Source organism: Mesorhizobium sp. M0894 (genome assembly GCF_040319725.1).
GTDB lineage: Bacteria > Pseudomonadota > Alphaproteobacteria > Rhizobiales > Rhizobiaceae > Mesorhizobium.
On sequence record NZ_JAMYOG010000002.1, the window covers coordinates 71,137 to 84,595 of the forward strand.

A 13,459-nucleotide genomic window follows, 5' to 3' on the forward strand; every position below is an offset into this window, starting at 1 on the left:
AATCGGGAAGGAGACGGTCATGGGCCGCGTTGTCATTTGGCTGATCGCCACAATATTGTTTGTCGGCCTTTCCCTGCAACCGGCCCTGTCGGAACCGAAGCACGCGCTTGCCATGCAGGGCGAGCCGGCGCTGCCGGCCGACTACAAGCATTTCAACTACGTCAACCCCGACGCGCCGAAGGGCGGTAGCATTACATATTGCGTCGTAGGCAGCTTCGACAATATCAATCCGTTCATCCTGAAAAGCCTGCGCACCACGGCGCGCGGCATGATGGATCAGAGCTTTGGCAATCTCGTCTTCGAGCCGTTGATGCAGCGCAACTACGACGAGGCCTTCAGTCTCTACGGCCTGCTAGCCGATACCGCCGACATGGATCCCGAGCGCAAGGGCATCGAATTCCACCTCGATCCCAGGGCCAAATGGTCTGACGGCGAACCGGTGACGCCGGAAGACGTGTTGTTCACCTATGACGTCTTCACCGAGAAGGGCCGGCCACCTTACAGCCAGCGGATGAAAGCGATTGCCAAGCTCGAAAAGACCGGCGACCGCAGCGTGCGCTTCACCTTCAACGACAAGGCCGACCGCGAATTTCCGCTGATCATTGCGCTGACGCCGATCATCCCGAAACACGCCTTCAACAAGGACACATTCGACAGGACCACGCTGAAGCCGGTGGTCGGCAGCGGCCCTTACACGGTGGCGCAAGTCGTGCCCGGCCAGCGCATCGTGTTCAAGCGCAATCCGGACTATTGGGGCAAGGACGTTTCGTCCAAGCGCGGCTTCGACAATTACGACCAGATCACCATCGAATATTTCCTCAACGCCAACGCCAAGCAGGAAGCGTTCAAGAAAGGCATCTGCGCCATCGACGACGACAGCGACCCGGTCAAACGCGAGCGCGATCTCGACTTTCCGGCCTTCCACCGGGGCGAGGTCATCGCCGAAACTTTCGACACCGGCATTCCGCCGGTGGTCAACGGTTTTCTGTTCAACACGCGGCTGCCGAAATTTTCCAATCCGGTCGTGCGGCGTGCGCTCGGCATGCTCTACGATTTCGAATGGGCCAACAAGAATCTATTCGACGGCAAATACACGCGAACGATGAGCTTTTGGCAGAATTCCGAACTCTCCGCGCTCGGCCACCCGGCCAGCGAAAAGGAAAAGGCCCTGCTGGCCCCCTACCCCGGCCGCGTGCCTGCAGATGTCATGGACGGCACCTACAGGCCGTCTGTCACCGACGGCTCTGGCCAGGACCGCAAGGTGCTGAAGGCCGCATTCGAGCTGCTGAAGAGCGCAGGCTATACGGTGCAGGACGGCGCGATGCTCGATCCCGAGGGAAAGCCGTTCGGTTTCGAGATCCTGACCGCCTCGCAGGACGAAGAGCGACTTGCCGCTATCTATCAGCGCACGCTTGAGAAGCTCGGCATCGATGTCGGTATCCGCAGCCTCGACGGTGATCAGATCCAGTCGCGCAAGCAGCGTTTCGATTTCGAGGTGCTGGTCGGCTCGACCGGTTTCAACAACTCGCTGTCGCCCGGTATCGAGCAAACCGGGCGCTGGGGATCCGCTGCCGCCAAGGCCGAAGGCTCGTTCAACCTCGCCGGCGTCGCCGATCCGGCGGTGGACGCGGCGATCGAGGCGATGTTGAGAGCTCGCTCGAAGGAGGACTATGTCGCCGCCGTCCGCGTCCTCGACCGGCTGTTGATCTCCGGTAACTACATGGTGCCGACGCAGCACAACAACCGGCAATGGCTCGCTTATTGGAACTATCTGGAACATCCGCAAAAGACGCCCATATACGGTTATCAGTTGCCGACCTGGTGGCGCAAACCGAAGTGACCTCTTCAGAACAGGAGATCAAGATGAACGACGAGAACTCGATTGCCGTCGATGTGGTCTCCGACGTCGTCTGCCCCTGGTGCTTTATCGGCCAGAAACGGCTCGACAAGGCGATTGCCGCCGTCGATATCGACGTTCACATACGCTGGCGGCCCTTCCAGCTCGACCCGACGATTCCGCCCGAAGGCAAGAACCGCCGCGACTACATGGTGGCGAAATTCGGCAGCGAGCAACGCATCCGCGAAATCCATGCCCGGATCGAGCCGTTGGGCGAGGCTGAAGGGATTTCCTTTGCCTTCGACGCCATCAAGGTCGCGCCCAATACGCTGGATGCGCACCGGCTCATTCGCTGGGCCGGGACTGCCGGCGAGGCCGTTCAGAACCGGCTGGTGCGCCGGCTGTTCCAGCTGAATTTCGAGGAAGGCGCCAATCTCGGCGATCATGCCGTGCTGATCGAAGCCGCCCGCGAGGCCGGCATGGATGCCTCCGTGGTCGAAACGCTGCTGCCGACCGACGCTGATGTCGAGGCGGTGCGCACCGAAATCGCCACCGCTTCGCGCATGGGCATATCGGGCGTGCCGTGCTTTCTGCTTGAGGGCAAATATGCCGTAATGGGAGCCCAGGACGCCGATACGCTTGCCGATGCGATCCGCCAGGTTGCAGCGGCCAAGGCACGCGGCGAGCTGGAAACGGCCAACTGAGCCGGACTATTTCACCGTCACCTTGGCCTTGCTGACGAAAAAGCCATGGCCATGCTTGCCGGTGCAGGTCAATCCCTTGGTGGATGACTGGCAGGAAAACGGCCCCTTGCTCCAGCTATTGCCGTAGGCCAGCTTGGTGACGTCGCCGCAGCAGCCTTGCTCGCCCGGATACTTGATCAGCGTCGCCGGGCCTTTCGGCCCGAGGATGATGGTGATGTAGCTGGGCTCGACACGCGAACAGCTCAGCTCCGGTCCGCCATCCTGCGGCTCGTAGGTGCTGGTGCCGCCCTTCGGCGTATAGATGCAGCCGATATTGCCGGACGGAGTGTTGAACTCGACCTGCCCCTCGGCGTTTGCAGGAACGGTCTGGCTGCCGGCATATGTTTGCGGGCAGCCAGGCAAATGTTGCGAGCATCGCGGCAAAAAAAGTCCGTGCAAGCATGAAGAACTCCCCCCGGTTCAAACCTAGATGCGCCCGCCAGGTTCGATCCGAAGCGCATCTTTGTCAAACGCAGTTTGTGCGGGCTCTAAAAAGCTCGGTCTAATTGATGTTGGTCCGCATCCTGGACTGTGCCGGCAAAATCATTGCTTGGCTGATTACGGGTTCGTGACAAGGCGGCTTCGACTACGAATCATGCAGTCACGTTCTGGCCGCCGACGAGGTCGGAGCTGACCGTAAAGGCGGGCCGAAGATCGGTCGAGGCTGTGAAGATCGACCGCTGGGTGGCGCTTCTATGTTCACAAAGCTGTGTGAGGACCTTCCCCAACGTAAGGGGTTTGGTTGCGTTGGCGAAGGCAAGTAACTCTTTGAAATTGCGTTTGTATTCCACCTCTCGAAATGCGACGGCAAAGCGCCGCGAGCATTCATTCTGTTGCTCCACTGCAACGGCCGGCCAGCCAATCCACCTGCGGCTGGAGAAAAGCTAATGGAAAATGATCAATTGGTGTTACTGTCCGTAACAAAAGAAAAACCGTTTGGGCGGGATAGTGATTCGGGTCGATAGACCAACGCGACATTCAATATCGGAAAAATGGCTCCGCGGTGCCGCAAGGCAGTCGCCCCTGACGCCCGTATCGTCGATGCGCAGCTTCTGGGGGCTGATGCGAGCTTACTGGTTCTCGGACCGCTGGATGGAAGCCTGGACCTTGACGCTGGTGATTGCGCTGGTCATCGCCCTGTCCAGCAAGGCTGAGGTCTGGTTTACAGTGGCTGGGGCAGAGCTGGCGACTTCGATCGCTTTTTTCCACGATGCCGCGAATACCACGCCACTCAAGACAGTACTGACCAATGCCGGTTTGCTCGTGCTGCTGGTCGTGCTCAAGGACGCGGGTATTGCAGGCGTTCGCAACCTTGTTTCCAAAACACTGCATCGCAAATGGCGTGGCTGGCTGGACAGCCGCTTCAACGAAGCCCTGCTCGACAGCAATCATACCCACTTCCATGCCCAGCATGGGTCTTCCGGGAACGCAGCTCCTGACAATATCGACCAGCGCGTGCAGGAATCCATCAAGGGCATGACCGGTGGGGCCATCGGGCTTGCTACGGGTGTGCTAGGTGTCTTCACCTCGCTCTATTTTGTCGGTGGCGCTTTGCTGGCAAATTCCGTGGAAGTAAAAGGACTGGAGTTCCTCGGCAGCTACGGCAGTGCCGTTCTCGCGCTCCTGGCGGTCGCTATCTACGTGCCGTTCAACACCTGGATCGCAGTCAAACTCGGCGGAATGCTGGAGTGGCTCAATATCAGGATGCAGCAGGCAGAAGGCAACTACCGCAGCGAGTTGATCACGTTGCTCCGCCGCAGTTTTCACGTTGCCGCACTGCAGGGCGAGAATGTGCAGAAGACTGTGCACAGCCAGCGTTATGCCGACATTGACCGCACCTGGGCAAGATTGAACATCGTCAATACCGGCTACGCCTCGTTCGAGCTGATCTACAATTTCATCGGCGCCAAAATTGTCGCTTTCGGACCTGGGCTAGTGCCCTTCATCCACAACGGCCTCGACCTCAAGGGCTATTTAACGGCCTCCGGACAGGTCGATTCGCTGATCAGCAAGTGTTCGTGGTTCATCCATGTGATGCCGGATCTCGCCACGTTGCGTGCGAACAGCCAGCGCGTCGTCGAATTGGCGCAGGCGATCGAAAACGTCCAGCATCCGCAGGAATTCTACAGCCTGACCGGCCGCTCCGACTTCCGCTACGATCGTCAGAACCCGGTCTTCGGCCTGACCATCCAGAAGCTCGAACTGGCGCATCAGGGCGAGGACGCCACCCCGTTCCTGAGCGCTGCAAACTTGCGCTTCCGGCGTGGCGAGTGGACCTTCCTGAAGGGCGAATCCGGATGCGGCAAGACCTCGCTGATCAAGGCGATCAACGGCCTGTGGCCTTATGGCCGCGGCACTATCGTCTTCCCCGAAGGGGTCAGGAGTTTCTACGCCGCCCAGGAGGTGAAGCTGCAGCAGGTCTCGCTGAAGCAGCTGGTCTGCCTGCCCGGCTCCGAACGTGATTACGCCGACGTGCAGGTCGCATCCGCCCTGCACAAGTCCGGCCTCGGCGACTTCATCGAGCATCTGGCCGATGAGAGCCGTGAAGGAAAGATCTGGGATCAGATCCTTTCGGGTGGGCAAAAACAGAAGCTGGTCGTCGCCCGCATCGTGCTGCAGCAACCGGGACTGCTGTTCCTCGATGAAGCCACCGGCGCGCTCGACCCCGATGGAAAGATCGCCTTCCATCAGGCGATCAAGGACAATTGCCCCGACGCAACCGTGATCTCGATCATGCACGAGGCGGCGCCGCCGAGATCGCTCGCGGGCACCGAATTCTACCACAGCGTGGTTGCGATCGCCGACGGCGTCGCCACCAAGAAGCCGCTGGTTCCGAGCTTGCCGGTCGAGCTCACCACCATCCTCACGCAGCCGACGCGGCCGGCCGAGGACAAATGGCTGCGCTTTCCCCGCCGGCTGAAGCAGAGATAGCCGCGGCACCACTGCCGGCATCCAGCCAGCCTGCCACGCAGCCCGATCACAGTCTCGCGATCCAGTCGGTTTGCCGCCGTTTTGACCCGCTCTCGCGATTGACTCGGCAAGGCGCGCTCCTATGTTGCGCCGGCTCGCAGAGATGCCAACCCGAACCCGCGAGCAGAAAGGTCACCGCGCCATGCCTGGCGACAGTCACAGTCGAACGCAACCGCCGTCCGCTTGACGTGACCTGACCGGCTCACGTCCTGCCGGACGGCAAGGAGTGAGCCATGAACGAGTTTTCCCCCGTTGCGGGCGGCGATGCCATCGCCATCGCTCGCGTACTTGCCAACGAACACGTCGCCGACATCGTCGAGGCCTTGAATCAGGAGCCCCGCGAGACAGCATCTGATCTGCTCTGCGAAGTGCCGTTCGAGCGGCTGGTCGAGATCTTCGACCAGCCTGAACTCGACGGCGCGTCCGAACTGGTCGAGGCGCTGCCCCGCAGCAGGGCAGGCAGGCTGCTTGCCGCCATGTCGGTCGACCGCGCCGCCGACATACTGCGCGCTCTGAACGAACCGGCTCGTTCCGAACTGCTTGGTGGCCTGGCGCCACCGCTGCGCGCGACGCTGCTTGCCATTCTCGGCTATCCCGAGGGCAGCGCCGCCTCGCTCATGACGACCGAATATGTCAGCGTGCCGCCGGACTGGAGCGTGGCCCGCACGCTGGATTACATCCGTAAGGTGGGTCGGACACGCGAAACCGTCTATGCGATCTACATCGTCGATCCCAAAACGCATGTCCTGTTGCGCTCGACCAGCTTGCGCCGGCTGATTGCCGGTGAGCCGGATGAGCTGATCATGGCGGTTGCGCCGGATCGCGCGCCTATTGCCGTGTCGCCGCTGACCGATAGCGAGAAGGTCGCACAGCTGATCTCGAAATATGATCTGCTCGCCGTCCCGGTCGTGGACAACGGCAAACTCCTCGGCATCGTCACCATCGACGACATCATCGACACGATGATCGAGGAAACGACCGAGGACGTGCATCGCTTGGGCGGCATGGAGGCTCTGGACGAGCCCTATATGAAGATGAGCTTTCTGGCGATGATCCAGAAGCGCGCCGGTTGGCTATGCGCGCTGTTCGTCAGCGAGATGCTGACCGCCAACGCGATGCAGAGCTACGAGGGCGAGCTGGAAAAGGCGATCGTGCTGACCCTGTTCATTCCACTGATCATGAGCTCCGGCGGCAATTCCGGCTCGCAGGCGACCTCGCTCGTCATCCGGGCGCTGGCGCTGCGCGAGATCGGCCTTGGCGACTGGTGGCGGGTGGCCCTGCGCGAGCTGCCGACCGGCCTGGTGCTTGGCTCGATCCTTGGCGTAGTCGGCGTTTGCCGCATCGCGCTCTGGCAGTATCTCGGCTTCTACGACTACGGCCCCCACTGGCCGCTGATCGCAATGACGATCGGCGCCACGCTGGTTGGCATCGTCACCTTCGGCTCGCTGTCTGGATCGATGCTGCCGTTCGCCCTGAAGCGCATCGGCTTCGATCCGGCCAGCGCATCGGCTCCGTTCGTCGCCACGCTGGTCGACGTCACCGGGTTGGTGATTTATTTTTCTGTGGCGCTGGTGATCCTGCGCGGAACGCTCATGTAAAAAAACTCACGCACTTCCATCGCGGCAATCCCGTTGCCGCGATGGGTTCTTGTCGCGTCAGACGCGCTCACCATCTCTCACCCGGTAAGTCGGCTTGTACATGGTGACGAGTTCTTCCGCCGCGGTCGGATGCACCGCCATGGTACGATCGAAATCATCCTTGGTCAGCCCGGCCTTCAGCGGTATGCCGAGAAGCTGCGCCATTTCGCCGGCATCCGGCCCGAGGATGTGGGCGCCGAGGACTCTTTTCGAGGCGCCGTCGACGACCAGCTTCATCAGCATCTTTTCATCGCGGCCGGAAAGCGTGTGCCGCATTGGCCGGAAGGTGGCGCGGTAGATTTCGAGATCCGAAAAGCGTTTTGCCGCCTCATCCTCCGACAGGCCGACCGTGCCGATCTCGGGCTGGGAAAAGACCGCGGTCGCGATCGTGTCGTGGTCGGGCGCCGTCGGCTTGTCCTTGAAGGCGGTCTCGACGAAGCACATCGCCTCGTGGATCGCCACCGGCGTCAATTGCACGCGGTGGGTGACGTCACCGATCGCCCAGATGTTGTCGATATTGGTGCGGGAGTATCCGTCGACCTGGATTGCCCCGGTCTTGGTCATCTCGATGCCGACGCCTTCCAGGCCCATGTTCTCGGTATTGGGAATGCGGCCGATGGCGAGCATGACCTGATCGACCGTCAGCACCGTGCCGCCGGTGACAAGCGCGTCGAGCCGGCCGTCAGGCCGCTTCCTGACCCACTCTGACACGGCGTGGCAGAGGATTCTTATCCCCTTCTTTTCCATCGTCTCGTGCAGCATGCGTCTGAGGTCCATGTCGAAACGGCTGAGGATTTCCTTGCCGCGGTAGACAAGCGTCGTGTCGACGCCAAGCCCGTGAAAGATGTTGGCGAATTCGACGGCGATATAGCCGCCGCCCTCGATCATGATTGCCTTCGGCAGCTCCTTGAGGTCGAAGGCCTCGTTGGAGAAGATGCAGTGCTCATGGCCGGGCAATGCCGGGTGCGGTGCCGGACGCCCGCCGGTAGCGATCAGGATCTGGTCGGCGGTAACGGTGCGATCCTCACCGAGAAGATGCACCACATGCGGATCGACCAGCACGGCGCGTGAGTGAAAGACTTCGCCGCCGGCGCCCTGCACGTTGTTCTGGTAGATGGCCTCCAGCCGGCTGATTTCGCGATCCTTGTTGGCGACCAGCGTCTGCCAGTCGAAACGCGCCTCAGGCACCGTCCAGCCATAGCCGGCGGCGTCGGCGAAATGTTCGGGGAACTGCGAGGCATAGACATAGAGCTTTTTCGGCACACAGCCGCGGATCACGCAGGTGCCGCCATAGCGGTATTCCTCGGCGATGCCGACCCGCTTGCCGAGTGCTGCCGCGACGCGCGCCGCCCTCACCCCGCCGGAGCCACCGCCGATGACGAAAAGGTCGTAGTCGTAATCGGCCATGGCTGAACTCCTTGCCCCTCAAACACCGAGACAGGTAGGCTGCCGACCACCAAAAGAAAAGCCCGGACTTGCCGGGCTTTCTGGTCCAGTGGCGGTCAGGCCGCTCGGAAGTCCGCGATCAATTCGGTGTGGCGTCCGCGGGAGCAGCGCCATCGGCCGGGGCGGCACCGTCGGCAGGTGCGGCCGGCGCCTTGGCATTCGCCGCTGCACCTAGAGTCTCGCCTACCTGCTGGGCGAGATCGCGAGCCAGGCCGTTCTGCCAGATGTCGGCAGCCTTCACCAGCTCGCGCGTCACGATCGAGCCGTTGTCGAGCAGCTTCTTGCCGGTATCGGAATTGTAGAAGGCGGCGATTTCAGTGAGTTCCTTTTCCGAGAACACTTTTGCATAGGCAAGCGCTGCTTCCTTTTCCAGGTCGGCGCGGCGCGATGCCAGGGCCATCGCCTTCTCGTTGATCGTCTTGGCGATCAGTTCCTGCATGTCCGGGTTCTTCTGGATCAGCTGCTGCTCGAGCGCCGCGGCAGCTTGCGGCAGGATGTTGTCGAACGTATCCGTCGCATGGATCGCCGCGACCGCGGCGCGCGCCGCCTTCAAATGCGCATCAGTGACATCCTGCGAAAACGCCGGCGACGAAAACGCGAAAACGGCCGAGGCCGCCAGAATGGCAAAAAAGCGGCCAACCCGGTTATGCAACATCATGATCGGTAAAACTCCCTGGTTTTCGGGCGGCATGGACGGTTTGGATGCCGTCGCCGCCGGCTATGATGGCCGTTGATGCCAGCCCGATGAAAAGACCATGCTCGACCACGCCCGGAATGGCGTGGAGAGCATTCGAAAGCGCTCTTGTATCCGGAATGCGGCCAAAAGATGCATCGAGGATAAAATGGCCGCCGTCTGTAACAAATGGCTGGCTCCCCGTCATCCTCAGTGTAACAGGGCCGGAAAGGCCAAGGTTTGCAGCCACTGCGCCAACCGCAATTTCGGTGGCGCGCAGGCCAAACCGGTTGACTTCGATGGGCAGCGGAAAACGGCCGATCATCTCGACCATCTTGGAGCTGTCGGCGATGACGATCATGCGGGCGGAGGCCGCCGCGACGATCTTTTCGCGCAGCAGCGCGCCGCCGCCGCCCTTGACCAGTGTCAGCGCCGGATCGATCTCGTCGGCGCCGTCGATGGTGAGGTCGAGCTCGGGCGTTTCCTCGAGGGTCGACAGCGGCACACCAAGCTCGGTGCAAAGGACGGCGGTGCGCTCCGAGGTCGGCACGCCGATGACAGTCAGGCCGGTGGCGACCTTGTCGGCGAGCAGCCGCACGAACTCATCCGCTGTCGTGCCGGTGCCGATGCCGAGCCGCATGCCGTCCGTAACGTGGGCAAGCGCTGCCCGAGCGGCCTCAACCTTCAATTGCCTCGCATCCATGCCGGGTCCTAAGATTTGTTTCGGCGCTGGTAGCATTTTTGCCGGGCTGGTCAAAGGACCTTGCCTGCGGTGCATAAGCCGGCTTGCCTGAACGGGCCGCAGCGGTTATCGCCTGCCGGCAATCAAATCGTCACAGGACAGGCCATGACCCGACCGATCATCGTGTTCGACCTCGACGGGACGCTGATCGACACGGCGCCGGATCTGCTCGACAGCCTCAACCACAGCCTTGCCGCCAGCCAGCTCACGGCCGTCGACGAAGCCGGCTTCAAGCGCTTCGTCGGCCATGGCGGCCGGGTGATGATAGAGCGCGCCCATGCAGCGCAGCACAGGTCGCTGGCAGTGGAGGAGCACGACCGCCTGCTAAAGCTGTTTCTGGACCATTACACCGTTAACATTCCCGGCAAATCGCGCCCTTACCCGGGCGTCCCGGAGGCGATCGCGCGGTTCGAGGCGGCCGGCTACCTGCTGGCCATCTGCACCAACAAATACGAGGCCAATTCGGTGGCACTGATCGAAGCGCTCGGCATGACCAGGCATTTCGCGGCGATCTGCGGCCAGGACAGTTTTCCGTTCCGCAAGCCAGACCCGCGCCATCTCACGCAGACCATCGCGCGTGCCGGCGGCGACCCGCACCGTGCACTGATGGTCGGTGATTCGCAGACCGACATCGACACGGCAAAGGCCGCCGGCATTCCGGTGGTGGCAGTCGATTTCGGCTACACCGACCGTCATGTGCGGGAGTTCGAACCGTCGGCGGTGATCTCGCATTTCGATTCGCTGACGCTCGATCTGGTACAAGGGCTGATGGCCGCGGCTGAGGGCTGAAGCCGGCCATAGTCCGGACCGCCAGATGCCGACCGACAAGTGGTTGACTTCGCGGGCCGGCCTCCCTTATATCGCGGCGCGCTTGGCCTTCGGGCAACGAGCGGGCGATTAGCTCAGCGGGAGAGCACACCCTTCACACGGGTGGGGTCGCAGGTTCAATCCCTGCATCGCCCACCATCTGCTTTCCTGAATCAATTCCAAGTCAGAGCGGCTAGTTGTCAAAATCTGACGCTTGGTGCCGAAGCAGTAGGCCCGCTCTGGGTAAACCTGCCTTTCGCTCCGGCTGCTGAAGCGGCTTTATCGCGCCCACTGCAAGCATATCGCCCATTCGGCAAACTCGCGCGTCGAGGCCTTTTTCAGCGGCGCGAAGCAATCCCCGCCGCCTGGGAGCGGCTGGAGCGCCCGTCGCGGTCATCAAGCGGGTCGCTCGCTACGCTCCCGCTACGGACTCGATGTCACCCATTGTGAGGCCGCAGCCCGATCACGGTCCGCGCTAAACCCAACCCGAACCAAAGTGTCCACAGGGACATCACCAGTGATGCCACGACCCAGACGAAGCTGCCCAGGGTGACTCCGAGCCACATGCCCAGGGGCCAACCGAGGAAGGCTCCAATTCCGGCCACGACTGCGATGTGCGATGCCCAGACCGGCGTGGCTCGGTGAGTGGTCTGCGCCTCGTTGCCAGCGATCACGGCAACGGCCAACGCCAAAAACATGAAGCCGTTGGCCTTTCCTTCGGAAAATGCCCACCAGGCCTCGAAAGTTGCCGTGTCCCCGGCGGCAGCAGCGGCGGAGACCACGGTGGCCTCGGCCACCGCGGTCGTCATGGTCCAGAGGGCGCCGACAGTCAGCACACCCCAGGCAGACAACGTCCACCACGCCTCGGTGAGGCGCGATCTGGCCGCCAGCACGATCAGACCTGTCAGGGCGAACAGTGATAGCGCTACCGCGGAAACCCAATGGATGATCGCCCATCGGACAGGGTCGTCGGTGATGACTCCCATCTGGCGACCCATATCGGGATCGATCGGCCCATGGCCGACCAGCGCGCCTGCCAGCAGGATAGAGGCGATCGCAAGCCAAACTCCTGCTACGCGCGTTCCTTCTTCTGTGTTTGCCATAGAGACCTCGCGCAGTAATGGTCCCATGTCCCATCTAGCGCCAGATTTCAAAGGGTTGCAAGATGGCCAATGATCGGAACGGGTCAACTGACGCCGTAACATTGCCACATCTGTACGACCGGAAAGGGTCGGAACAGATAATCCGCATTGGGCACCAAGCGTCAGATTTTTACCACTAGCAGCTGCAGGTCGCCCCCTCGCCCCCAAAATTCTTTTGGGCGAAATTCAAGGCGCTGCTGTAGCTCGTGTAGCTCTGGAACTGGCAAACGTTGGAGCCGGCCCGCACCTTCATCTGCTCGATATCCCAGAACGAAACTTCGATACGGTCGTCGGCGCAATAGACCGTATAGCGTTCAGGTTCCAGCGCCTCGGCTTTCTGCACAGGCATCGAAACGGACGGGATGGAAAGTATGGAAAGTACAAATATGATGGCATGACGCATTTGCATGTAGACCCCGAGTGACCGTCGGCACTGTTATGGCCGCGATGTTGAGGCGACGCATCATGATTTTAAGCAGTCGCCTTGTTCTTTCGGCGGCCATAGATCAGGTACGGACGGCGCCTCGTTGTAGCGCAACGCTCCGCGATCCCGGAACAAACCTGTATGGAAACGAGTTTCTGGTGATCGAGATGTGAGGGAAAGCCATGTCCAGACTTGTTTTGGCGGCCGCCGTGCTGCTTGTCGGCGGATCGGCCTTTGCGGCTGACGAAAATCCGGTGCCGGCGCAGAATGCCAAGAAGCTGTCGGAAATCATTGCCAAAGTCGAGCAGCGCGACGACTTCCGCTACATCAAGGAAATCGATTGGGACAGCGGCGCCTACACCGTCATTTATTACACGAACGACAAGGCCAAAGTCGAAATCACCTATGATCCGGTGACAGCCGCGCCGAAATGAAGCTGTCCGCCAACGGTCCAGATTCTAAAAAATGGCGCGCCTCGAAGGTCCCGGGCCTTCGGCACACCCTTGCGCAGATATGACTTTGATGGCTGACTGGGTGCTATCATTGCGCGCGGGGGTGGGCATGGCGACGGTAAAGCACGTATTGAAACGCTTTCTGATGATGCTCGCGGGTTATTTCATAGCGGTACTGGTTGGGCTGATCGCGGTGGCGGCGATCTATGGCGGGCTGAGCTCGCTGCCAAATGCGCCGAATTATTTCGACGTCATGGGTGTCAGCCCCGTTGCGGTGCTGCTGTTGCCGCCGCTCGGCATGTTCATCTATTTTCTGACGATCGTGCTGACTGCCCTGCAGACGCTGATCTTCGCACTGATTGCCGAGTTTTTCTCGCTGCGCAGTTTTTGGCTGCATATGATCTTCGGCGCCGCGGCTGCGGTTGGCGGCTTCGCCCTGATCTGGCCCAGTGTACCAGACGATACGAACCCGGAGCGCTGGGCCGATGTCGGTATTATTGCAGCGGCAGGCGTTGTCGCCGGCCTGGTTTATTGGCTGATCGCCGGGCGCGAGGCCGGCTTCCGGCGTCCGCTCTTTCAGCGCTAG

General features: G+C 61.3%; 13 protein-coding genes and 1 tRNA gene. 8 read left to right on the forward strand and 6 right to left on the reverse strand.

Features of this window, described 5'->3' with window-relative positions; all coding sequences use genetic code 11:
* Positions 1 to 19 precede the first annotated feature (19 nt).
* Positions 20 to 1,840 carry an extracellular solute-binding protein gene (locus NKH91_RS03610; protein WP_352950954.1) on the forward strand — a complete coding sequence of 607 codons (1,821 nt, stop codon included), beginning with the start codon at positions 20 to 22 and terminating at the stop codon, positions 1,838 to 1,840.
* Positions 1,841 to 1,863: 23 nt separating this feature from the next.
* A complete protein-coding gene (locus NKH91_RS03615) occupies positions 1,864 to 2,541 on the forward strand; it encodes a DsbA family oxidoreductase (protein ID WP_352847927.1) in 678 nt (225 codons plus the stop codon).
* A 6-nt stretch (positions 2,542 to 2,547) separates the two neighbouring features.
* On the opposite strand, the gene NKH91_RS03620 is transcribed toward NKH91_RS03615, so the two are convergent.
* Positions 2,548 to 2,979, reverse strand: coding sequence for a hypothetical protein (locus NKH91_RS03620; protein ID WP_352847925.1), 432 nt, complete (start codon positions 2,977 to 2,979; stop codon positions 2,548 to 2,550).
* Between the two features lie 642 nt (positions 2,980 to 3,621).
* Here NKH91_RS03620 and NKH91_RS03625 point away from each other — a divergent pair.
* Both NKH91_RS03625 and mgtE read left to right on the forward strand, forming a co-directional pair.
* Positions 3,622 to 5,511, forward strand: a complete 1,890-nt coding sequence (locus NKH91_RS03625) for an ABC transporter ATP-binding protein/permease (protein ID WP_352847923.1) — start codon at positions 3,622 to 3,624, stop codon at positions 5,509 to 5,511.
* 272 nt (positions 5,512 to 5,783) lie between these two features.
* Entirely contained in the window at positions 5,784 to 7,148 is a 1,365-nt protein-coding gene (mgtE, locus tag NKH91_RS03630; protein ID WP_352847920.1) for a magnesium transporter, read from the forward strand.
* Between the two features lie 57 nt (positions 7,149 to 7,205).
* On the opposite strand, the gene gor is transcribed toward mgtE, so the two are convergent.
* The 3 genes from gor to rpiA form a co-directional block, all read right to left on the reverse strand.
* A complete protein-coding gene (gor, locus tag NKH91_RS03635) occupies positions 7,206 to 8,594 on the reverse strand; it encodes a glutathione-disulfide reductase (RefSeq protein WP_352847918.1) in 1,389 nt (462 codons plus the stop codon).
* A 118-nt stretch (positions 8,595 to 8,712) separates the two neighbouring features.
* Entirely contained in the window at positions 8,713 to 9,291 is a 579-nt protein-coding gene (locus tag NKH91_RS03640; RefSeq protein ID WP_352494650.1) for a DUF2059 domain-containing protein, read from the reverse strand.
* Positions 9,278 to 10,009 (reverse strand): ribose-5-phosphate isomerase RpiA, encoded by a 732-nt coding sequence (rpiA, locus tag NKH91_RS03645; RefSeq protein ID WP_023717615.1) that lies wholly within the window; start codon positions 10,007 to 10,009, stop codon positions 9,278 to 9,280. Before rpiA ends, NKH91_RS03640 begins: the two co-directional genes overlap by 14 nt.
* A gap of 144 nt (positions 10,010 to 10,153) precedes the next feature.
* On the opposite strand from rpiA, the gene NKH91_RS03650 reads away from it, so the two are divergent.
* The gene (locus NKH91_RS03650) at positions 10,154 to 10,837 is read left to right on the forward strand and encodes a phosphoglycolate phosphatase (protein WP_352847916.1); all 684 of its coding nucleotides are present in this window, start codon (positions 10,154 to 10,156) and stop codon (positions 10,835 to 10,837) included.
* A gap of 102 nt (positions 10,838 to 10,939) precedes the next feature.
* Positions 10,940 to 11,014, forward strand: a tRNA-Val gene (locus NKH91_RS03655).
* A gap of 278 nt (positions 11,015 to 11,292) precedes the next feature.
* Here the strand turns inward: NKH91_RS03655 and NKH91_RS03660 are convergent.
* Entirely contained in the window at positions 11,293 to 11,958 is a 666-nt protein-coding gene (locus tag NKH91_RS03660) for a hypothetical protein (protein ID WP_352847914.1), read from the reverse strand.
* Between the two features lie 175 nt (positions 11,959 to 12,133).
* A complete protein-coding gene (locus NKH91_RS03665) occupies positions 12,134 to 12,400 on the reverse strand; it encodes a hypothetical protein (RefSeq protein ID WP_352883420.1) in 267 nt (88 codons plus the stop codon).
* Positions 12,401 to 12,603: 203 nt separating this feature from the next.
* On the opposite strand from NKH91_RS03665, the gene NKH91_RS03670 reads away from it, so the two are divergent.
* Positions 12,604 to 12,855, forward strand: a complete 252-nt coding sequence (locus NKH91_RS03670; protein ID WP_023717619.1) for a PepSY domain-containing protein — start codon at positions 12,604 to 12,606, stop codon at positions 12,853 to 12,855.
* A gap of 127 nt (positions 12,856 to 12,982) precedes the next feature.
* Positions 12,983 to 13,459 (forward strand): hypothetical protein, encoded by a 477-nt coding sequence (locus NKH91_RS03675; protein ID WP_023717620.1) that lies wholly within the window; start codon positions 12,983 to 12,985, stop codon positions 13,457 to 13,459.